Source organism: Planctomonas deserti (genome assembly GCF_003067705.1).
Taxonomy (GTDB): Bacteria; Actinomycetota; Actinomycetes; order Actinomycetales; family Microbacteriaceae; genus Planctomonas; species Planctomonas deserti.
This window is the reverse complement of the sequence record NZ_QANL01000003.1, coordinates 15863-37873: the sequence shown is the minus strand read 5'-3', so window position 1 is coordinate 37873 and position 22011 is coordinate 15863. Positions and strand designations below refer to the sequence as shown.

The window sequence follows — 22011 nt, the reverse complement described above, 5'->3', positions numbered from 1 at the left end:
ACTCAGCGGACTGCTGACCATACGGTCCCTGAGCCCGTCGAAGGGACGCAACAGTCGCGACGCGCCTTGCGTCGCTTCGACAAGCTCAGCGACCGTGTACGGAACGCAGGTACGCCTCAATGGCCGCACCACCCGCATGCCGTCGCTGCCCGCGAAGCTCTCGGGAACAACCAGGGCAGACCGACGGCACCACCTCGGTCCCTAAACCTGCCAAAGAGACGCACCCGTGTGAGCGCACCTTGCGTCGCTTCGACAAGCTCAGCGACCGTGTACGGAACGCACGTACGCCTCAGTGGCCGCACCGCCTGCATTCCGTCGCTGCCCGCGAAGCTCTCGGGAACAACCAGCGCAGACCGGCGGAACCACGTCGGTCCCTGAGCCCATCGAAGGGACGCACCCGTGTCAGCGCACCTTGCGTCGCTTCGACAAGCTCAGCGACCGTGTACGGAACGCTCCCCGATACCGACGGCGACACCGTCCATGTGCCGTCCTTGCTGGCGAAGCTCTCGAAAACGACCAGGGCCCGCTGACGGCACCACCTCGGCCCCTGAGCCCGTCGAAGGGACGGGACCCGACACACCGCGGCACCTTCAGGGGCTGTGCGGTGTCTGTGTCGGGCGCGCGAAGCGGGCATCACGGGCGCGGCTTCAATACGCTGGCCATGACGGCGGCAATCGCGCCGGTTTCTCACGGGAGGTTGACACATGGGCAGAGCGATCGCGTTCATGATGGGGGTGCTGCTCGGCAGCCACGGATTCCTCGGGCTGTTCGTCGAAGGCGAGCATCTGCTCGGACTCTTCAACGTCGACATCCTCCTCGACATCGTGTACCTGTTCTGCGCCCTCGTCCTGCTCGTCGTCGGCGGCACCCGCAGCCCGGCCGGCCTCCTGCGCGGCGGCCTGCTGTTCGTCGCGGCCGTCTTCCTCCTGATCGCCGTGCTCGGCCTCCTGGACGACTCGCTCGCCGGCCTCCTGCCGACCACCCTCACCAAGGTCGACATCGGCTTCCTGTTCGTGGTGGGCGGCATCGCCGCCGTCACGGCGCTGCTCCCGCGCGTGTCAGAGCCGCTCCAGACCGGCGGCGTGGCGCTTAACTGACGCAATTCCTCCGCGGACGGGCGCGACCGAGTGCGGATCAGCACGGACCGGCCGGCCCGAGCGACACGCCCACCGCACCGCTAAACTTGACTCGTTCAAGTTCTCCCGGTTGAGTGGACACATGACCGCACACGTGCACGAGGCCGCTCCGGCAGCCGAGAGCGCCTCCGCCGGTCGTCTCCGTTCGGCGGGCATCCGCGTCACCAAGCCGCGCATCGCCGTGCTCGACGTGCTCGAGGAGGCGCGCCCGCGCCACGAGCACCTGAGCGCCGCAACCGTCGAGGAGCGCGTGCGCGCCCGCATCGGCGCGATCTCCACCCAGGGCGTCTACGACTGCCTCGAGGCGCTCGAGGCGGCGCATCTGCTGCGCACCCTCGAGCCGGCCGGTCAGCCCGCGCTCTACGAGTCGCGGGTGAACGACAACCACCACCACCTGGTCTGCCGCTCGTGCAACCTGGTCACCGACATCGACTGCGTCGTGGGCGAGTCCGCCTGCCTCACGCCGTCGAGCACCAACGGCTTCGTCGTCGACGAGGCCGAAGTCACGTTCTGGGGGCTGTGCCCGTCGTGCGCGGCATCGTCCGCGCCGGTCGCGCGCCCCTGATCCCGCGGTCGCCGCACACCGCGGCGCCCGCACCTGCCCCACGAAAGGACATCCATGACCGACGTCGCGTCACAGAGCCCGGACGAGGGTGACACCCGCGAGGTGCTCACCAACCGCCAGGGTCACCCGGTCTACGACAACCAGAACCAGCGCACCGTCGGCGCGCGGGGACCCGCAACGCTCGAGAACTACCAGTTCCTCGAGAAGATCAGCCACTTCGACCGCGAGCGCATCCCGGAGCGGGTCGTGCACGCGCGCGGCGCCGTTGCCTTCGGCTACTTCGAGGCCACCGGCACCTGGGGCGACGAGCCCATCGCGAAGTACACCCGCGCGAAGCTCTTCCAGGAGGCCGGCAAGCGCACCGACCTGGCGATCCGCTTCTCCACCGTCATCGGCGGCCGCGACTCCTCCGAGGCCGCGCGCGACCCCCGCGGATTCGCGGTCAAGTTCTACACCGAGGACGGCAACTGGGACCTTGTCGGCAACAACCTCGGCGTGTTCTTCATCCGTGACGCGATCAAGTTCCCTGACGTCATCCACTCGCTGAAGCCGGACCCCATCACCTTCCGCCAGGAGCCCGGGCGGATCTTCGACTTCATGTCGCAGACCCCCGAGTCGATGCACATGCTGATGAACCTCTTCAGCCCCCGTGGCATCCCCGCGAACTACCGCACCCAGCAGGGCTTCGGCGTCAACACCTACAAGTGGGTCAACGCCGAGGGCCTCACGCACCTCGTGAAGTACCACTGGATCCCGAAGGCCGGCGTGCAGAGCCTCACCGAGGCCGACGCCGCCGCCCTCCAGGCCGGCGACCTCGGCCACGCCTCGAAGGACCTCTACGAGGCCATCGAGCGCGGCGACTTCCCCGAGTGGGAGCTTCGCGTGCAGCTCATGAGCGACGACGAGCACCTCGAGCTCGACTTCGACCCGCTGGACGACACGAAGGTGTGGCCGGAGAACGAGTTTTCACCGAAGAAGGTCGGCACGATGGTGCTGACCAGCAACGTGCGCAACTTCTTCGCCGAGAACGAGCAGCTCTCCTTCGGCACCGGCGTGCTCGTCGACGGGCTGGACTTCTCCGACGACAAGATGCTCGTCGGCCGTACGTTCTCCTACAGCGACGCCCAGCGCTACCGCGTGGGGCCGAACTACCTGCAGCTGCCGGTCAACTCGGCCAAGAACGCGAAGGTCCGCACCAACCAGCAGGGCGGCCAGATGACCTACCACGTGGACCAGGTCGGCGAGAACCCGCACGTCAACTACGAGCCGTCCATCACCGGCGGGCTCCGTGAGGCGACGTACCCGACCCACGACGACCAGGGCCCGGAGATCGTCGGCCGGCTCACGCGCAAGCGCATCCCCCGCACCAACGACTACACGCAGGCCGGCCAGCGCTACCTGCTGCTCGAGAAGTGGGAGCAGGACGACCTCGTCGCGAACTTCGTGACGCTCATCGGCCAGGCCGCCCGCGAGGTGCAGGAGCGCATGGTGTGGCACTTCTACATGGTCGAGGATGAGCTGGGCGCGCGAGTCGGCGCGGGCCTCGGCATCACGCTCGACGAGATCAAGGACCTCCCGCCGCTGCAGAGCCAGACCCTCAACGAGGACGAGCTGGCGCGTCTCGCGAACCTCGGGCACAACGGCCCGCGGAACGTCGAGGGCCTGATGATGACCCACTGCGTGCCGAACGAGCGCGTGGTGCTCGCCAAGTAGCACCCGGTCTCACCGCGGCGGCCCCGCCACTCCCCCTCGGGTGGAGCGGCGGGGCCGTCGCCGCGTTGCAGCCGGGCTTCGGTCAGCCCGGCTCCGTCGAGGTGAATCGCGGCGCGAGCGCGAGCGAGAAGGTGCCCGCCGGAGCGCCCTGCCAGAACATCAGGCGCTCGTGCCTCCCCCAGCCGAGCGCGCGCACCGCGTTGATGATCTGCGAGATGTTCTCCGCCGCGTAAGGCGGTCCGCCGAGACCGACCGCGGCATCGAACTCCTGCCTGCGCTCCTCGTAAAAGCGCTGGGACGCCTCGCGGCGCTGCTCCTCCTCCTCGCGGTCCAGGCGCCGCTGCATCGACGACGCCCGCACCCGGCCGGTCGCCCCGCCGGCGTCGAGCTCCAGCACGCGACGCACGGGCAGACGCCCGACCTCGTCGATGATTGCACCGCGCAGGGAGAGCGCCGGAACGTCGAGCATGAGGGCCTCGCCGAAGTCCTCGACGAGCGGATCGAGGGACCCGGGCAGCAGCTGCGGGTCCCCGCCGACTGTGCGCTCCGCCCACGTCACCAGGTCGGCCGCGTGGCGGTGGCTCACCATCTGCTCGACGACCCACCACATCCACTGGCGCCCGCGGTCGAGGTCCAGGTGCTGCCCGAGCTCGGTGTCGAAGAGGTTGACGGCGGACTCGCCGGTGGAGGCGACGACCGTGCCCTCCAGGGTGACCCGGTCGAGCGGCCCCCGGGCGTGCAGATGGTCGGCGACGTAGGCGACGGCGTCGGTGAACAGGCGGGCCCGGACCGCCTTGACCGACCAGTCCCACAACTCGTACGCGATTCCGGTGGCCGACTCGAGCAGTTCGTCGTCGGGCGGGTAGCTGTCCGTCATTCGCGGGCCTTTCCACGCATGTTGGGACTCACCGTAGTCGGGGAAGTCTCAGTTATGCGCGGGACAGAAAGCCCCAATCGCTCACGCCATGCGCAGCACGTTTCCCGTGACCCGCCGCCCGGCGTCCGACACGAGGAACGCCACGAGCTCGGCGACCTCGTCCGGCTCGGCGACGCTGAAGAAGTGGTCGTCCTTCTCGATCGCCTCGCGCACCGCATCCGTGACCCAGCCGGTGTCGGTGATCGGCGGATGCACGGCGTTCGCGGTCACCCCGAAGCGGCCGAGCTCCAGGCTCGCGGACTTCGTGTAGTTGACCAGGGCCGCCTTCGCTGCCCCGTACGACACCTCCTCGGGGAAGCCGTCCTCCCCGCCCGAGGTCATCGACACGATGCGTCCCCAGGACCCCTGCCGCGCCTGCAGCCGGGCGGCGAACTCCGCGATGAGCAGCGCCCCCGCGCGGGCGTCGACCGCGAACTGGCGATCGAATGTCTCGGCCGTCACCCGGGCGAGCGGGCGGCCCATCCAGTCCCGTCCGCCGCTCCGGAAGGTGTCGCCCAGGGATGCGGTCGCGTTGTTCACCAGCACGTCGACCGGACCGAAGCGCTCCTCCGCCGCGTCGAAGAGCAGCGGGATGCTCGCGGCGTCGGACAGGTCCGCCGAGACCGCGGCGGCCGTGCCGCCCGCCCGCTCGATGCGCTCGAGCACGGCCGATGCGTCGCTGCGGTGGTTCTGCCGCTGCCGCTCCGGTGTGCCCTCGTCCTCGGGATCCTCGATCGACAGGTAGCCGATCAGGACAGCCATTCCCTCCGCGGCGAGCCGCTCGGCGACCGCGGCGCCGATGCCGTGGTTCGCTCCGGTGATCAGGGCGACGTGCTGAATCCTCATTCCGCCCATCCTGGCAGGTGCGCTCCTGGCGGTTCGGCTCGGTGGGTCCGCTCGGGTGGTTCCGCTCGGGCGGGACGGGCGAGAGGATGGCCGGCGCGGGCGACGGGGCACAGGTAAGCAAGGAGCACCGCTGGCTGCCGTACCTCGCGCCGCGGCTGCCGTTTCCCGTGCCGACGCCGCTCGCGATCGGGGCGCCGGCCCATCGTCCGCGCGGTCCTGGGCGTTTACTCAGCGAAGGAATAGCACCGCGGCTCAGGCGTTCTCCTCCGTATGACAACTATCGGAATCATCGGAGCAGGACACATCGGCAGCCAGGTCGCACGCGCGGCGATCGGCGTCGGCTACGACGTGGTCATCAGCAACTCTCGCGAACCCGAGACCCTGGCGGAGCTCGTCGCGGAGCTCGGACCGAAGGCGCGTGCCGCGACGGCCGCCGAGGCGGCTGAGGCGGGCGACTTCGCCGTCGTGACGGTGCCCCTCAAGAACGTGTACGACGTGCCCGTCGAGCCCCTCGCCGGCAAGATCGTGATCGACACGAACAACTACTACTTCGAGCGCGACGGGCAGATCCCCGCCCTCGACAACGGGGTCGACACCGTCTCCGCGATGCTGCAGCGCCACCTGCCCACGAGCAAGGTGGCCAAGGGCTTCAACCACATCATGGCGAAGGACATCACGACCGACGGCACCCCCGCCGGCACCGAGAACCGCCGTGCGCTCGCCACCGCCAGCGACTTCGAGGAGGCGGCCGAGCTCGTCCAGCGCCTCTACGACGAGCTCGGCTTCGACACGGTGAACGTCGGCTCGCTGGCCGAGAGCTGGCGCGTCGAGCGCGACCAGCCCGCCTACGTCGTGCGCCAGAACCGCCACGAGCTGCTCGAGAACCTCGGGCTCGCCAAGCGGGTCAACGCCGCCGCGTAGCACTCCAGGCGTCCGGTCCGGGTTTCCCGGGCCGGACGCCTTTCTCATGCCCGCCGCTTCACCGCGAACCGTTCGGGCGGTGCCGGACCCCTCATCGCGGCGGCCCGAGTGCAAGGCTTGCGGAGTTGGCTATCTCCCGCCTCTGACTCGTTAGGACGCACAATGAAGTTCCGCTACCTCGGCAACTCCGGCCTCAAGATCTCCGAGATCACCTACGGCAACTGGCTCACCCACGGCTCCCAGATCGAGAACGACGCGGCCACCGCGTGCGTGTCCGCCGCTCTCGACGCCGGCATCAGCACCTTCGACACCGCGGACGTCTACGCGAACACCGCGGCCGAGACCGTGCTCGGCGAGGCGCTGAAGGGTCAGCGCCGCGAGTCGATCGAGATTTTCACCAAGGTCTTCGGCCCGACCGGGCCGAAGGGCCACAACGACACCGGCCTCTCCCGCAAGCACATTCTGGAGTCCATCAACGGCTCGCTCACCCGTCTGCAGACGGACTACGTCGACCTGTACCAGGCGCACCGCTACGACTACGAGACCCCGCTTGAGGAGACGATGCAGGCGTTCGCCGACATCGTGCGCCAGGGCAAGGTGCTGTACATCGGCGTCAGCGAGTGGACCGCGGAGCAGCTGCGCGACGGCGCCGCCCTCGCGAAGGAGCTCGGCGTACAGCTGATCTCGAACCAGCCCCAGTACTCGGCGCTCTGGCGGGTCATCGAGGCGGAGGTCGTGCCGACCTCGAAGGAGCTCGGCATCTCCCAGATCGTCTGGTCCCCCATCGCGCAGGGCGTGCTCACCGGCAAGTACAAGCCGGGCGCCCCGCTGCCCGAGGGCAGCCGCGCCACGGACGAGAAGGGCGGCGCAAACATGGTGAAGCGCTTCCTCAACGACGACACGCTCGAGCGCGTGCAGCGCCTCTCCCCCATCGCCGACGAGGTCGGGCTCTCGCTCGCCCAGCTCGCCGTTGCGTGGGTGCTGCAGAACGACAACGTGGCGTCGGCCATCATCGGCGCCTCCCGGCCCGAGCAGGTGCACGAGAACGTGAAGGCGTCCGGCGTCGAGATCCCCGCCGAGCTCCTGGGTCAGATCGACGAGGTCCTCGGTGACATCGTCGAGCGCGACCCCGAAAAGACGAAGGACAGCTCGCCCAAGACCCGCGAGGTCTGACCGGAACGGTCCCCGAGTCGCCCGCACGCGGCTCGGGGACCGTTTCGTTGTCCGTGTGCCCGTTCCTAGGCGGACGACGACGTGGGACGCCGGGCAGCGTTGGGCGGCTAGGGAAGCGTCCCTTCGACAAGCTCAGGGACCGGACCCCCGCCCCTCCGGCTACGACCGGCACCCAGCCGGGTGCCCCGGCGTCCGCTCGTACGGTCCCTGAGCCCGTCGACAGGGACGCGACTGCCCGGTCGCTTCGCACGGATCGCGGGCGTTGTCGAGCCCCAGATTTTTCGGTGGGCTCGTGATGGGCTGGGTTCGAGTGATGGCGCTCCCTCCCGTCCCCTTCGAACGAAGGAACCGTCATGAGCACCTCCTCCGCATCCGCCGGCCGCAGCATCCCCGAGCTCGTGCTCGAGGCGGAGCTCGCCGTGATCCGCTGCCTGTACGCCGCGGTGATGCACGACCCGTTCTGGGAGAGCATCACGGTCCGGTACGACGAACCGGAGCCGACCATCGCGGTCGTGAACCTGATCGAGTACGAGCCGCACACCCGATCGGGCGGCGACTTCGGCGTGGAGCTCCTGCACGCGGTGCACCGTGAGATCGAGCTGCTCCGGGAGTGGCGGCCGGCCACGGGCGACGTGGTGTCCGCGGTGTCCGCGCGCGTCGGTCGCCCGGGCATCCTCACGGTCTTCCGGGACAGCGTCTCGGCGACGGGCGAACCGACCCGGCTGCCCTCCGCGCACGCCGCGTAGAGCCGCGGCTCTGACCGGCACCGGCACCCCGGCACCGGCCTGCCCGAGCCCCGCTCGCACGGCGGCGGGAGTTGGATGGAGGTACGCGGGAACGACGAGATCGGGAGGACGCCATGGCGGACGAGAGACGGGGACCGACGCTGCTGAAAGCCGCCGCCGTCGGCGCGCTGAGCGGCCTCGCGGGAGTGGCGGCCATGACCGCGGGCGAGAAGGTGGAGCAGCGCTTCACCCACCGGCCGAACTCGTACGTGCCCGCCCGCACGCTCCTGACCCTGCTCGGCCGCCGCCCCGGCGAGAGCGAGAAACCGCCGGTCTGGAACCACCTGATGCACTGGGGCACGGGCGCCGTCCTCGGCGCGCTCCGCGGGGTGTGGGCCGTCACCGGCATCCGGGGCCCGCTCGCGAACACGAAGCACACGGTCGTGCGTCTCGGTTTCGATCAGACGCTGGAGAACACGACGGGCGCCGGAGCGCCGCCGTCGAGCTGGCCCGCGAAGGAGTTCGTCGTCGACGTGGTGCACAAGGCCGTGTACGCGGTCGTCACCGGCGTGGTCGCCGATCGGCTGATCCGCCCCTCGCTCGAGTCGCGGCGCGGCACCCGGAGCCACTGACCCCGACTCACCGGTCTGACGCGTCACTCTCCGCCAGCCCCGGAACGCGAAAGGGGCCGTGCCGACGTCCGCCGGCACGGCCCCCCCTATCGCTGGTACTACTGCGACAGCGGTACTACTGCTGCACCGGGCCTACTGCACGGCCTCGAGCGCGTCGACGAGACCCTCGCCGAAGTACCCGTTGACGTCCGGCGTCCCGACGCAGGTGCTCGCTACGGCGGGGCACGGCACGTCGTTGGCCTGCTCGGTGAGCAGCGTCACCAGGGCGGTTCCCGAGGTGGTCGGGTGGGTGGACTTCAGCAGCGCGGCGACGCCCGCGACGTGCGGCGACGCCATCGAGGTGCCGGACTTGAGGCCGTAGCCGCTGTTCACGACGGTCGACAGGATGCGCGATCCGGGGGCCGCGACGTCGATGACGCCGAGCCCGTAGTTCGAGAAGCTGGACCGCTCGCCCGCCTGCGTCGTGGACGAGACGGTCACGACGCCGTCGAGCTCCGCCGGGATGTCCTCGCAGCCGCCGGTGCCGATCGCCCGCAGCACGGGCGTCGTGTCGTTCGGGCTCGACGAGTCCACGGTCTTGTTGGCGAGGTCGATGTTCGAGTTGCCTGCGGCCGCGACGTTCACGAGCCCCTTCTGCTGCGAGTACTGCACCGCGCGATCGACGGCCGTCTTCACGGCGGCCTGGTCCGCGTCGTTATCGCACCAGAACTGCCACGGGTCGATGTAGTAGCTGTTGTTGGTGACGTCGGCGCCCGTCGCGGTCGCGTACATGAAGCCGCAGATCGCCGCCTCCGGGTAGATGAACCCGTCGTCGTTCACGACCTTGACGGAGGAGAGGCGCACATTCGGCGCGACGCCGACGATGCCGACGCCGTTCCGGGCGGCGGCGATCGTGCCGGCCACGTGAGTGCCGTGGTCGCTCGTCGTCGGCTGCCACGCCGCGTAGCTCGTGTCCGGCACGCCGCTGTTGCAGTCCGCCGACGCGCTCGCATTGATGTTTGCGGCCAGGTCGGGGTGGTCGCCCTGGATACCCGAGTCCAGCACCGCGACGAGCACGTCCCGGCTGCCGTCGGTGATCTGGTGCGCCTGGGTCGCCCCGATCGCTGCCATGTCCCACTGCTCGCCCTCGCGGGGGTCCGCGGTGACGCTCGTCGGCGTCTCGACGCTCGGCGCGGCCGTGCGCTTCGGCGTCTTGCCGCCCTTGCCGGACTCGCCGTTCGCCAGCGGATCGTGCACCCCGAAGGTCGGGTCGGTCGCGGCGACCGGTGCGGTGCGGGTGGCACCGACCGACGCGATGGACTTCTCCACACGAAGAGCGGCAGCGAAGTTCGCGTTGTCGGACTGGGCGATGACGACGCCGATCTCGGCGTAGGACTCGATGACCGAGCCGCCGGCGGCCTCGATGGCGCGCTCCGCCTTGAGCGTCTGACCCCGGTTGGCCTGTACGACGTTCACGGCGTAGTTCATGAGCGGCCCGGGTGCGGCCTGGACGACGCGCGCCCCCGCCGACGCTCCGGGCGCGGCGGTGGCGGAGAGGCCCGGCGTGAGCACTGCGGCGCCGGCGACGGCGAGAACAGCGCACGTGGAGGCGAGGCCGCGTCGGCGCGTCCCTGCCCGAACTGTGGATTGAAACATGAGTTCCCCTTACTTATTTCCCCAACCCCGAAATGGGGGCGAGAACGACCCTCGCAGGCGCCTCCGACATTCGGGAACCGTCCTCGCCGGGAAGGCCGCCGCCGTAACGCATTGTTTACAGACCGTCTGTAGCGTCGACCCGTTCGGACGCCCCCACTGACAGGAGCCTGATGCGACTTCGTCGAACAGCAGCAACATTCACCCTGGCCGCGCTCGGCGTGGCCCTGACGGCACCCACGGCGGTAGCCGCCGCGGAGGTGACCCCCGACGCGCTCGAGCTGACCCTCCTGTCCACGACGGACACCCACGGCAACGTCACCAACTGGGACTACTTCGCCAACAGGGCGAACGAGGGCACCAACGTGCGCGGTCTCACCCGCGTCGGCACGGTCGTCGACGAGGTCCGCGCCGCGAAGGGCGACGACTCGGTGCTCGTCGTGGACAACGGCGACGCCATCCAGGGCACGCCGCTGACCTACTACTACGGCATGGGCGCCGGGGCGGCGGGCGTGCTGGACGGCACGACCACCCACCCCATGGCCCAGGCGTTCAACGCCATCGGGTACGACGCGCAGGTCGTGGGCAACCACGAGTACAACTACGGGCTCGACATGCTCGGCGCCTACGAGGGCGACCTCGACGCGCCCCTGCTCGGCGCGAACGTCCTCGACGTCGCGACGGGCGAGCCGTACCACGAGCCGTACACGCTCGTGCACCGCACCATCGACGGCGAGGACGTCACGATCGGCGTGCTCGGCCTCGTCACCCCCGGTGTGCGCATCTGGGACAAGGCGAATGTCGAGGGCGTGCTCGAGTTTGAGGACATGGTCGAGGCCGCCAAGCAGTGGGTGCCGATCGTGGACGAGCAGGCCGACGTCGTGGTCGTGCTCGCGCACACCGGCGTCGGGACCGTGTCGGACGCCGACTACGACCCCGTCGACCTGAACGAGAACACCGTCAACAACATCGCGACGCAGGTGCCCGGGATCGACGTGATGGTCGCCGGTCACACGCACCAGGATGCGCCCGAGACCATCTACACCAACGTCGCCGGCGAGCTCGTGCTCGTGACGCAGCCCTACCGCTGGGCGCAGGGCGTGACCGAGGTCACCATGAACCTCGTGCCGGACGCCGAGGCGGGCGGATACCGGGTCGACTGGTCGGACGGCAACGAGCCGAGCACGGTCGCCCACTACGGCAGCGAGGTCGCCGAGGAGGACCCTGACGTCGTCGCCGCCCTCGCGGACGAGCACCGGACGACGGTCGACTACGTCAACACGCCGGTGGCCCGGTCGGTGACCGAGCTTCCCGCCGCCACCTCGCGGTACGAGGACACCGCGATCATCGACTTCATCAACAACGTCCAGGCCGAGACGGTGGACGAGGCTCTCGACGCCGGGGACCTCGCGGACGTGCCGGTGCTGTCGCAGGCCTCGCCGTTCTCCCGCACCGCCCTCTTCCCTGAGGGTGAGGTGACCATCCGCGACATCGCAGGTCTCTACATCTACGAGAACACCCTGCGCGGCGTCGAGATGACGGGCGCGCAGGTCAAGGACTACCTCGAGTACTCGGCGCGCTACTTCGCGCAGGTCGCTCCGGGGAGCACCTTCGACCCGGAGACGGGCACCAACGCGGTGTACCCGGAGACTCCGAACGGCATCCCCGACTACAACTACGACATCCTGTCGGGCGTCGACTACACGATCGACATCAGCCAGCCGGTCGGCTCGCGCATCGTCGGGCTGGCCATGCCCGACGGCACGCCCGTCGCGGCGGACGCCCGCTTCGTGGTCGCGGTCAACAACTACCGCGCGAGCGGTGGCGGGGGCTTCCCGCACATCGCCACGGCGCCCGTTGTCTACGACGAGCTGCAGGAGATCCGCCAGCTCCTCATCGACTGGGCAGGCGAGCAGGGCACGATCGACCCGGCAGACTTCTTCGACCCGAACTGGACGCTGGTCACGTCGGCCGCCGAGCCGACGCCGACCCCGGTTCCCACGGACCCCACCCCGACGCCCACCGAGCCGACGGTGCCCACGGTGCCGGGCGACCCGACCGGTCCGACGGACGCGCCCACGCCGGCTCCCGCGCCGGGCAGCGGCTCGGGCAGTGGCGCAGGGGGTGCCGGCGACGGATCCGGGAACGGAACGGCGGCTCCGGGCACGAATGTCGGTGCGCATCGCGACACTGATTCCGGGGTTCTCGCTTGGACGGGTACCGGGTCCGCTCTCCCGCTCGGGGGGCTGGCCGCGGTGCTGCTGGCGCTGGGCACCGGCTTCTGGCTGGTCTCGCGTCGCCGGACGGCGTAGCGGGACACGCGCCCCGGAGCGATCCGGGGCGCATCCCGAGCCGGGCCGATCGGGCCCGGCTCGACCTTCATCACACCTAAGAGGGGTCTATCTGTGAGAAGAAATTCCATTCCCGTGGCGGGAGGGGTGGCGATCGCCGCCCTGCTCACCACAATGATCAGCATGCCCGCCGCCGCGGCACCGTCGGCGTTCGGCGCGACGGGCGCAGCAGGGGCGGACAGCGCGTCGGCGGCCCGGGTGGACGACCGCCCGGACGCCGCCGAGGCCGAGCGCCGCGAGCTCAACCAGAAGGCGACGGAGCTTGTCGTCCAGGGGAAGGCCGCGGTCCAGAACCGCGGCGGATCGCAGGCCGTGCGCGTCGCGCCCGGCCAGTGGGCGCAGTACGGGGTCCAGTCGAGCGACAACATCCTGTCGTTCCTCATCGACTTCGGAACCAAGACCGACCCGCGATTCCCGGCCGCTCCGGCCGGACCGGTGCACAACGAGATTCCGGCCCCCGACCGCACGAAGGACAACTCGACGTACTGGACGGCCGACTTCGACCGCGAGCACTACCTCGACATGTTCTTCGGCGAGGAGGGCGAGTCCCTGAAGGGCCTCTACGAGGAGATGTCGAGCGGCCGCTACACGGTCGACGGCGACGTCAGCGACTGGGTGACCGTTCCCTACGCCTCCGCCAGCTACGGCGAGACGGAGAGCCAGGAGGACATGACCCGGTTCGTGCAGGACGCGGCGAACGCCTGGTACGACGCCCAGATCGCGTCGGGCAAGACCGCCGCGGAGATCGACGAGTACCTGGCGTCGTTCGACAAATGGGACCGCTACGACTACGACGGCGACGGCGACTTCGCGGAGGCCGACGGCTACATCGACCACTTCCAGGCGATCCACGCCGGGGAGGGCGAGGAGGCCGGCGCGTCGACCGACACCATCTGGTCGCACCGCTGGGCGGTCAACCAGGCCGGGCGCGGCACCGACGGTCCCTCCGCGAACCCGTTCGGCGGTGTCAAGATCGGCGACTCCGACGTCTGGATCCGCGACTACACGACCGAGCCGGAGAACGGCGGGCTCGGCGTCTTCGCGCACGAGTACGGCCATGACCTCGGTCTGCCGGACCTGTACGACACCAGCGGCGGCGAGAACGGCACGGGCTTCTGGACGCTCATGAGCTCCGGATCCTGGCTGAGCCACGGGGACGGCGCCATCGGCACCACCCCCAACCACATGGGCGCCTGGGAGAAGCTTCAGCTCGGCTGGCTCGATTACGACGTGGCCACCGCCGGCGAGCGCTCGACCCACAAGCTGGGCCCGGCGTTCCACTCGACCAAGCAGCAGCAGGCGCTCGTCGTCGTTCTGCCCGAGGACGAGCAGGGCAACGGCCGCTTCTACATCGCCGAGAACCGGCAGTACCTGGGCTACGACGCGACCCTCGCCCAGGGTCCGTACAACTTCGGCTGGCTGACCAGCTCGCCGGACCGGGTGGAGCACTTCCCCTACCAGGACGGGCTGAGCATCACGTACTGGAACACGGCCCAGCGCAACAACAACACGAGGCAGCACCCGGGCGCGGGCCTGGCTCTGCCCGTCGACGCCCACCCGAAGGCCCTCACCTGGTCCGACGGAACGGTCGCCCGTAACCGCATCCAGACCTTCGACGCCACCTTCGGCCGGCAGGCGACGGATCCGATCAGCCTGCACCGTGAGACGGCGGCGGGGATGACCACGCTGACCGTCGGGTCGCAGCCCGCCGTGCCGGTGTTCGACGACACCGACCCCAACCGGTACTACGACGCGGCCAACCCGCAGGGCAGCGTGCGCGTGGCCGGAACGGGCACGACGATCAAGGTCGTCTCCAGCAACTCGCAGGGGATGATGACGGTAGCCGTCGACTGACGCACCACCACCGGGCCAACCGCCCGGGGAACGGGAGCCGGGGTTCTTTCCCCGGCTCCCGTTCCGCTTTTCCCCCTCCGTGATCCTGCGGCCTGCTCCACCCCGCCGATACGGTTGCCTCCATGGATGACAGCGAGGCGAAGGCGCACCTGCAGCACTACCTTCAGAGCGGCAGGGACGCGCTGCTGTGGAAGCTCGAGGGGCTGGACGAGTACGACATCCGGCGGCCGGTCGTGCCCACCGGGACGAATCTGCTGGGGCTCGTCAAGCACGTCGCGAGCGTGGAGGCCGGCTACCTCGGGGACACGTTCGGCCGGCCGTTCCCCGAGCCGCTGCCCTGGATGGCCGACGACGCCGAGCCGAACGCCGACATGTGGGCGACGGCGGAGGAGTCCCGCGAGTCCGTGGTGGGCCTCTACCGTCGGGTCTGGGCGCACTCCGACGCCACCATCGCCGCGCTCGACCTCGACTCCCCCGGCACGGTGGCGTGGTGGGCGGCGGACCGGCGTTCGGTGACGCTGCACCGCATCCTCGTGCACATGATCGCCGAGAATCAGCGCCACGCGGGCCACGCCGACATCGCGCGCGAGCTCATCGACGGCGCGGCGGGTCTCCGGCAGGGGGTGAGCAACCTGCCCGAGATGGACGAGGCGTGGTGGAACGACTACCGGGAGCGGCTCGAACGGACCGCCCGGTCGGCAGGCGGCCGCTGACGCCCGCCGCAGCGAAGTCGCCGGCCAGATGAGGATGCACGCGGGCGAGGCCGCCATCGACGCCGACCTCGTGGCGCGGCTCGTCGCCGAGCAGTTCCCCGCCCTCGCGCGGCTGCCCGTCGCCGAGGTGCGATCGACGGGAACGGTGAACGCGGTGTACCGGATCGGCGGGGATCTCTACGCTCGGCTCCCTCGGATGGCCGCCTGGGCCGCCGACCTGGAACGCGAGCAGCGCTGGCTGCCCTGGCTCGCCCCGCAGCTTCCCCTCGACATCCCGCGGCCCGTTGCGGCGGGGCAGGCCACCGCCGCCTACCCGTTCGGATGGGCGATCTACCGCTGGATCGAGGGCGAGCCGTACGCCGACGCTCCCCCGGGTGACGAGCCGCGGGCGGCGCGCGACCTCGCCCGCTTCGTGCGCGCGCTGCGTCGCCTCGACCCCGCGGGCGCCCCGCCCGCCGGTCGCCGACCGCTCCGCGAACTCGATGAGGGGACCCGTGCCGCCATCGAACAGGCGCGGTCCGCCATTGATGCCGATGCCGCCCACCGCGCGTGGGACGACGCGCTGAGAACCGACCCGTGGCGGGGCGACGCGGTGTGGATTCACACCGACCTCCTCCGCCCCAACCTCCTGACCCGCTCCGGCCGGCTGACCGCCGTGCTCGACTTCGGCGGCGCCGGCGTGGGCGATCCGGCGGCGGACGTGATCGCCGCCTGGGCCGTCTTCGGCCCCGCCGGCCGATCGGTCTACCGCGAGGAGCTCGACATGGACGAGCAGATGTGGCGCCGCGCCCGCGGATACGCCCTTCATCAGGCGGCCATGATCATCCCCTACTACGCCGAGACGAATCCCGGATTCGTCGCTCTCGCCCGGCGGACCGTCGAGCAGGTGCTGCTCGACGGTCCGTGACCGCGACGGTCGGACTGCCGGGCCGCGGGAACCGGCACAGCCCGTGTCCGAAGCCGGATTCCGCGTAACCAGCATGTTTCGGAATGTTCACTTCCCTGGCACCGGGCCCCGGACGGGTAGAGACTGCTGCCAGGCGTTCACCGACTCATTCCGAGGCCGTGCAGCCTCCGTATCGAGAGGATCCGATCGACATGGCACTTGCGGAGAAGACCGAGCAGCCGGAACTGAAGCGGGTCCTCGGCCCGAAACTGCTGCTCCTGTTCGTGGTGGGCGACATCCTCGGCACGGGCATCTACGCCCTCACCGGGCAGGTCGCGGCCGAGGTGGGCGGGGCGGCGTGGCTGCCGTTCATCGTCGCGTTCACGGTGGCGGCGATCACGGCCTGCTCCTACCTGGAGCTCGTCACGAAGTACCCGCAGGCGGCGGGCGCCGCCCTGTACGTGCACAAGGCGTTCGGCATCCACTTCGTCACCTTCCTGGTCTGCTTCACGGTCATGGCGTCGGGCATCACGTCCGCGTCGGCCGCGTCCGGCGCCTTCGCCGCCAACTTCGTCACCGGGTTCGGGCTCGAGGGCGGCCCGGGCACGCTGCTGCTCATCGCGCTCTGCTTCATGCTGCTCGTGACCGCCGTGAACTTCCGCGGGGTCGCGGAGAGCGTCGGCCTCAACGTCGTGCTCACGATGGTGGAGCTCTCCGGCCTCCTGCTCGTCATCCTCATCAGCTTCTGGGCCATCGCCGGCGGCGCCGCCGACTTCTCCCGCGTCGTGGCCTTCGACACCCCCGACGACAAGAACGTCTTCCTGGCCGTGACGACGGCGACCTCGCTCGCGTTCTTCGCCATGGTCGGCTTCGAGGACTCGGTGAACATGGCCGAGGAGACGAAGGATCCGAGCCGCATCTTCCCGCGAATCATGTTCACCGGACTCGGCATCACGGCCGTCATCTACGTGCTCGTTTCCATCTGCGCGGTCGCGATCGTGCCGATCGGCGAGCTGGCCGGCAACGCCACCCCGCTCGTCACGGTCGTGCAGACCGCGGCGCCCGACTTCCCCATCACCGCGGTCCTGCCGTTCATCTCGCTCTTCGCGGTAGGCAACAGCGCGCTGATCAACATGATGATGGCGAGCCGCCTGATCTACGGCATCAGCAAGCACGGCATCCTGCCCCGCTTCCTGTCGAAGGTGCACCCGACGCGTCGCACCCCGTACGCGGCGATCCTCTTCACCACGGCCATCGCGATCGGCCTGATCACATTCCTCTCCCTCGACTCCGACAACCCCGTCGTCGCCCTCCTCGGCGGCACGACGTCGCTGCTGCTGCTCGCGGTGTTCGCGGTGGTCAACTGCACCGTGCTCGTGCTGCGGAAGGATCCCGTGGAGCACAAGCATTTCCGGGCGCCGACCCCCCTGCCGGTCATCGGCGCCGTCGCCTGCGCCTACCTCGTGCTGCCCTGGTCGGGTCGCCCGGTGGAGCAGTACCAGATCGCCGGCGTCCTGCTCGCGATCGGCGTCGTGCTCTGGGCGGCGACCTACTTCACCGGCGGCCGGAACAAGAAGAAGTTCGACGACGCCGCGATCCCCGGCAAGAAGTAGGGCAGGGGCAGGGCGGGCGAGCGCTCAGCTCGCGGGCGCTGTAGCCACGACGACGGTCGCGTCGAGGTCGTCGTCCATCACGACCCGGGCCGCCATCCCGCGGCGCTCGAACAGCGCCGCCGTCACGGGTGCCTGCGGCCTGCTCGCCTCGATCACCACCGATCCGCCAGCGGCCAGCCAGGAGCGGGCGTCCGCCGCCACCCTGCGGTGCACGTCGAGCCCGTCGTCGCCGCCGTCCAGGGCGAGGAGCGGCTCGTGCTCGCGGGCCTCAGGCGGCATGCGGCCGATCTCCCCCGTCGGCACGTAGGGAGCGTTGACGGCCAGCACCCGCACCCGCCCGCGGATCGCGGGCGGCAGCGCCGCGTAGAGATCGCCCTCGTGCACGTGGCCGCCCAGCGGCTCGAGGTTGCGGCGGGCGGAACGCACGGCCGCCGGCTCCAGGTCGGCCGCGTGCAGGTGGATGCCCAGGACGGCCGCGGCGACGGCCGCCCCGACCGCGCCTGACCCGCAGCAGAGGTCGACGACGACGTCCCCGGCGGCGGCGAGGGCGGCGGCCTCTCTCGCCAGCAGCCTCGTGCGCTGCCGCGGCACGAAGACGCCGCGGTCGACGAGGATGCGCAGGCCGGCGAACTCCGTCCAGCCCAGCACGTGCTCCAGGGGCGTGCCCGAGACGCGTTCGGCGAGCATCCGCCCGAGGTGCGGGGCGTCCTCGGCCTCGGCGAGCAGCAGGTCGGCCTCCTCCTCCGCGAAGACGCAGCCGGCCCTCCGCAGCTCGAGCACGACCCGGTCGCGATCGGCGGAGGGCGGATGCCGCCCGTCGTTGCGCTCCACGGTCACCCGCGGACGACGCCCGCGTCGCGCAGCGCGAGGTCGGCGAGCCGCCGCACCACGACGGCGTTCCCGCTTCGCCAGTCGGCGACGGGGTCCGGACTGACGGCGAGAAGGTCCCGATCGCTGCCGCCGGACAGGGCACGGAGGGCGAGCAGCTCGACGCCGCCCCGCGAGCCGGCGAGCACGCGCACGGCGGACGCCCGCCGGGCGAACGCGACGCGTCGCACGAGCCAGTGCCGCGCGATCAGCGCGATCGGCACCAGGGCCACGATCAGGCCGGCCAGCACGGCCAGGGTGTGCACGAGCTGCTGCTGATCGCGGCCGGCTGCGGCGAGCGCGGCCGCCGCCTCGCTGGCGTCCCGGAAGGGCGTGCCCGCGCCCCGGCCGACGAGCGGAATGTCGCCGATCGTCGAGGCGGCGTCGGACATCGTCGTCTGGAAGCCGCGCCCCGCATCCTCGATGCCCCGCCCGAGGTCGGCGAGGGCGGAGATGAGCGTCGAGGTGAGGATGCCCAGCGTCGCGAACAGCACGATCGCGGCGACGGCCAGGACGTCCGAGGTCACCTGCCGGGCGCGGGCGAGCGGGGAGGCCGAATAGATCTGCATCCCTCCACTATGCGGCGTCGATGCTGAAGCGGCGCGAAGAACCGTTCCCTGTCGAGCCGAGAACGGCCGGCACGTCAGAGCGAGGAGACGCGCTCCACGAGGTGCGCGATGAACTCGTCGCCGCGAACGTCCACCGCCACGGACGCGTTCGCCGGCGGGGCATCCCGGGAGTCGAGGAAGTCGGCGATCGCGACCCCGCGGGCGATGCTCGTGCCCGTGACGACCTCGACGTGCGCGTCGCGCCAGTCGAGCAGATCCGGCCGGGTCAGCGCGGCGACGGCGAGGGGGTCGTGCATGGCGCAGGACCGCGCTGCCTCCGGGTCGCCCGGGGACTCCTCGGCCAGGTAGTCGATCCAGTGCAGCGTGTGCTCCCCGGCGAATGGGGCGAAGCTGCCCGAGGCGGCCTGCAGTTCCTCCGCGTGCTCGCGGGTCAGGCGGGCCTTCAGCGTGACGTCGAGCCCGACGAGGCGGATGCGTGCGCCCGAGCGGAGCACGGCATCCGCGGCCTCGGGGTCGACCCAGAAGTTGAACTCGCCGGGCATCCCTGCCTGGTTGGTTTGGCCGAGGTAGACGCCGCCCATGATGACGATCTCGCGCACATTGCTCGCGAAGTCGGGGTCGAGGTTGATCGCCGTGGCGATGTTCGTCAGCGGCCCGATGGCGACGACGGTCAGCGCGCCGGGCTCGGCGGCGGCCCGGGAGGCGAGCTCGGCGGCGGCGTAGCCGGGTGAGGGCGTGTGCCGTCCGAATTGGGCGCGGATGTCGTCGGGTGCGCCGCGCCGCCTGTCCGGAAAGGACAGCGGCGCCGCTGCGCCCTGCACGACGGGGATCTCGGGCACGCCCAGCCGCTCGAGCAGCTCGCCGCTGAGGAAGGATCCGCTCTCCACGTCTGCGTTGCCGTTCACGCTGGTGACCAGCTCGACGACGATGCCGGGGTCGGCCAGGGCCAGCGCGAGGGCGAAGCCGTCGTCCACGTCCGCCCCGGGCACGCCCATGGCCATGTCGGTGTCGAGGAGGATGCGGATCGGAAGCGCGGGTGCGTCTGAGGTCATGCCTCATTCTGTCCCGTCGCCACCGTCGCGTGCGCGGCAGCGCGCCTGCGGGCGTGGAGGTCGGGACGCGAGGGCGGGTGTGGGAGCGAGGGGGGCGGGGGCGAGGGGGTCGATCGGTCCGCCCTTCCTCCGTCAGGCCGTCAGCCCGGGAAGCGGGTGGACGGATCCTCGCCCCGGCGCATGATCGGCAGGCGCTCGACGGCGTGGGCCGCGCGGGCGAGCCCTCGACCGGCCGTGCCCGCCGCGGGCGCCACGCGGGCGGGACCCCGCTGGACGAGAAGGTCGGCGAGGTCGCGCAGGCGGTCGAGCACCGAGAGGGGTAGGGCGGCCACGACGTTCCCCGGGGGCCTGCGGGCGACGATGGGGTGCGCGCGCGTCGGCGCGACCCGGCGCACGACCTCCCAGAGCAGGCCGAGGCGGCGCAGCTCCCGGCGGTCCACGCGCGACTGCAGGCGCGGGAACAGCTCGTCCTCCTCGTCCCGCACGTCCTCGCGCAGCACCTCGGTGAGCCGGTTCAGGATCGGGCCGCGCTCCGGCGAGTCCCGCGGAATCCCCTCGAGCCGGGTCACCAGCTCGTTGACCTCCTGATGCTCCCGCTCGATCTCGAGCGTGAGTTCCTGCCCGTCGGCAAGGGTCCGGCGCATCACGGGCCAGAGCACCGACTCCTCCGCGAAGGCGTGCGGGAAGACGAGGCGGTAGATGCGCAGGAGCACGCGCTCCTGATCCCGGCCCGTTGTGCGGTGCAGCTCCTCGAGGAGGCGGTTGAGCTTGACGTGATCGCGCTTCTGGCGGGCGAGGACGCTGATGCGGCCCCCGAGTTCCTCGACGCTCTGCTCAGCAACCGACTTCATCGCAGTCTCCTCCCTGAGGGGGTCGCCACGACCCCGCACGAAACGGTGGATCGAGACTACGCAGGGGAGGCGGTGCTCGCTTGCTGTTGCCGGGAGGTGTCGTCAGGGTCGCCGGGGTCAGCCGGCGGTCGCCGGTTCGGTCGCCGGCGGAGCGAGCTGAGGCCGACCCCCGCGAAGACGAGCAGGCCGCCGACGATGTCGGTCCCGGTGAGGCGGGATCCCATCAGCACGGAGATGAGGACCGTGAACACGGTGATGAGGTTGAGGAAGAGTCCTGCGCGACCGGGCGGGATGCGGGTGAGGGCGAGGTTCCAGAGCGCGTATGCGCCGATCGAGGGGAAGACGGCGATGAACAGCAGTGCGGCGACAGTGTCGCCGCGATCCGGCCACTGGGCGCCGGTCCCGAGGGCCACGGGCGCGAGCAACACGACGGTGAGCACGGCCTGCACCGCCGTCGCCGTGATGGGCGGCGCGCTGAGGCCGCGGCCGAGGATCGTGTACAGGCTCCAGACGAGGATGGCGCCGATCATCAGCAGGTCGCCCGGGTTCAGCCCGGCCGAGAACACCGTCGACACCGCCCCGTCCGTGATCAGGAGGATCACGCCGACGAGCCCGAGGAGGAGCCCCAGTGCGCCGCGCCAGTCGATCCGTTCGCGCAGCAGGATCGCGGCCAGCACGGCCATGACGGCGGGATTCGCGGCGTTGATGAGCGACGCCGACAGCGGCGTCGTGAACTGGAGCGCCGAGTAGAGCAGGAGGGTGTAGCCGAGGACGCCGAGGACGGCGAGGATCAGGAGGCGGGGCCACTCCGCGAGCACGGCCCGCCACCGCGGCCGCTCGATGACCTGCGCGAGCACGAGCAGCGGGACCGCGGCCAGCAGCCAGCGGAACCAGGTGAGTTCGACCGGTGTCATGGACTGCACAGCGATGCCACCCACCACGTAGTTGCCCGCCCACATGAGCGTGGCGAGCACGAGCGCGACGACCGCCTTCATG

19 protein-coding genes and 1 pseudogene are annotated in these 22011 nt (G+C 70.7%); 12 read left to right on the top strand and 8 right to left on the bottom strand.

The window, feature by feature from the left end:
• Positions 1-704: 704 nt before the first annotated feature.
• From DAI20_RS10930 to DAI20_RS10920, 3 genes are all read left to right on the top strand, one after another.
• The gene (locus tag DAI20_RS10930; protein WP_108250742.1) at positions 705-1097 is read left to right on the top strand and encodes a hypothetical protein; all 393 of its coding nucleotides are present in this window, start codon (positions 705-707) and stop codon (positions 1095-1097) included.
• Positions 1098-1218: 121 nt separating this feature from the next.
• Positions 1219-1701 (top strand): Fur family transcriptional regulator, encoded by a 483-nt coding sequence (locus DAI20_RS10925; RefSeq protein ID WP_108250740.1) that lies wholly within the window; start codon positions 1219-1221, stop codon positions 1699-1701.
• A gap of 54 nt (positions 1702-1755) precedes the next feature.
• Positions 1756-3414 carry a catalase gene (locus DAI20_RS10920; RefSeq protein WP_108250738.1) on the top strand — a complete coding sequence of 553 codons (1659 nt, stop codon included), beginning with the start codon at positions 1756-1758 and terminating at the stop codon, positions 3412-3414.
• 82 nt (positions 3415-3496) lie between these two features.
• On the opposite strand, the gene DAI20_RS10915 is transcribed toward DAI20_RS10920, so the two are convergent.
• Together DAI20_RS10915 and DAI20_RS10910 are read right to left on the bottom strand one after the other, a co-directional pair.
• A complete protein-coding gene (locus tag DAI20_RS10915) occupies positions 3497-4291 on the bottom strand; it encodes a hypothetical protein (protein ID WP_108250736.1) in 795 nt (264 codons plus the stop codon).
• A gap of 81 nt (positions 4292-4372) precedes the next feature.
• Positions 4373-5176, bottom strand: coding sequence for an SDR family NAD(P)-dependent oxidoreductase (locus tag DAI20_RS10910; protein WP_108250734.1), 804 nt, complete (start codon positions 5174-5176; stop codon positions 4373-4375).
• 252 nt (positions 5177-5428) lie between these two features.
• On the opposite strand from DAI20_RS10910, the pseudogene DAI20_RS10905 reads away from it, so the two are divergent.
• The 4 genes and pseudogenes from DAI20_RS10905 to DAI20_RS10890 form a co-directional block, all read left to right on the top strand.
• Positions 5429-6097: pseudogene (locus DAI20_RS10905) on the top strand (NADPH-dependent F420 reductase); the annotation flags it as partial.
• Between the two features lie 162 nt (positions 6098-6259).
• Positions 6260-7270, top strand: a complete 1011-nt coding sequence (locus DAI20_RS10900; RefSeq protein ID WP_108250729.1) for an aldo/keto reductase family protein — start codon at positions 6260-6262, stop codon at positions 7268-7270.
• A 353-nt stretch (positions 7271-7623) separates the two neighbouring features.
• Positions 7624-8016: a hypothetical protein gene (locus tag DAI20_RS10895; RefSeq protein WP_108250727.1), complete on the top strand. Its 393-nt coding sequence runs from the start codon at positions 7624-7626 to the stop codon at positions 8014-8016.
• Between the two features lie 113 nt (positions 8017-8129).
• The gene (locus DAI20_RS10890) at positions 8130-8627 is read left to right on the top strand and encodes a hypothetical protein (protein ID WP_205781425.1); all 498 of its coding nucleotides are present in this window, start codon (positions 8130-8132) and stop codon (positions 8625-8627) included.
• Between the two features lie 132 nt (positions 8628-8759).
• On the opposite strand, the gene DAI20_RS10885 is transcribed toward DAI20_RS10890, so the two are convergent.
• Complete coding sequence (locus tag DAI20_RS10885; RefSeq protein WP_108250725.1) at positions 8760-10262, bottom strand: S8 family serine peptidase; 1503 nt, start codon at positions 10260-10262, stop codon at positions 8760-8762.
• A gap of 170 nt (positions 10263-10432) precedes the next feature.
• Here DAI20_RS10885 and DAI20_RS10880 point away from each other — a divergent pair, with 170 nt between their 5' ends.
• The 5 genes from DAI20_RS10880 (at position 10433) to DAI20_RS10860 (ending at position 17676) form a co-directional block, all read left to right on the top strand.
• Positions 10433-12571, top strand: a complete 2139-nt coding sequence (locus DAI20_RS10880; protein ID WP_108250723.1) for a bifunctional metallophosphatase/5'-nucleotidase — start codon at positions 10433-10435, stop codon at positions 12569-12571.
• Between the two features lie 153 nt (positions 12572-12724).
• Positions 12725-14464, top strand: coding sequence for an immune inhibitor A domain-containing protein (locus tag DAI20_RS10875; protein ID WP_108251653.1), 1740 nt, complete (start codon positions 12725-12727; stop codon positions 14462-14464).
• A 122-nt stretch (positions 14465-14586) separates the two neighbouring features.
• Complete coding sequence (locus tag DAI20_RS10870) at positions 14587-15177, top strand: DinB family protein (RefSeq protein ID WP_108250721.1); 591 nt, start codon at positions 14587-14589, stop codon at positions 15175-15177.
• 28 nt (positions 15178-15205) lie between these two features.
• Positions 15206-16084, top strand: a complete 879-nt coding sequence (locus tag DAI20_RS10865; protein ID WP_205781424.1) for an aminoglycoside phosphotransferase family protein — start codon at positions 15206-15208, stop codon at positions 16082-16084.
• A 191-nt stretch (positions 16085-16275) separates the two neighbouring features.
• A complete protein-coding gene (locus tag DAI20_RS10860; protein ID WP_108250717.1) occupies positions 16276-17676 on the top strand; it encodes an APC family permease in 1401 nt (466 codons plus the stop codon).
• 24 nt (positions 17677-17700) lie between these two features.
• Here DAI20_RS10860 and DAI20_RS10855 read toward each other — a convergent pair whose 3' ends face one another.
• The 5 genes from DAI20_RS10855 to DAI20_RS10835 form a co-directional block, all read right to left on the bottom strand.
• Positions 17701-18507 carry a putative protein N(5)-glutamine methyltransferase gene (locus tag DAI20_RS10855; protein WP_108251651.1) on the bottom strand — a complete coding sequence of 269 codons (807 nt, stop codon included), beginning with the start codon at positions 18505-18507 and terminating at the stop codon, positions 17701-17703.
• Between the two features lie 2 nt (positions 18508-18509).
• Positions 18510-19112, bottom strand: coding sequence for a hypothetical protein (locus DAI20_RS10850; RefSeq protein WP_108250715.1), 603 nt, complete (start codon positions 19110-19112; stop codon positions 18510-18512).
• Between the two features lie 74 nt (positions 19113-19186).
• Complete coding sequence (locus tag DAI20_RS10845; protein ID WP_108250713.1) at positions 19187-20164, bottom strand: nucleoside hydrolase; 978 nt, start codon at positions 20162-20164, stop codon at positions 19187-19189.
• Between the two features lie 140 nt (positions 20165-20304).
• Positions 20305-21015: a hemerythrin domain-containing protein gene (locus tag DAI20_RS10840; RefSeq protein ID WP_108250711.1), complete on the bottom strand. Its 711-nt coding sequence runs from the start codon at positions 21013-21015 to the stop codon at positions 20305-20307.
• Between the two features lie 56 nt (positions 21016-21071).
• Positions 21072-22010, bottom strand: coding sequence for a DMT family transporter (locus tag DAI20_RS10835; RefSeq protein WP_108250710.1), 939 nt, complete (start codon positions 22008-22010; stop codon positions 21072-21074).
• Position 22011 lies beyond the last annotated feature (1 nt).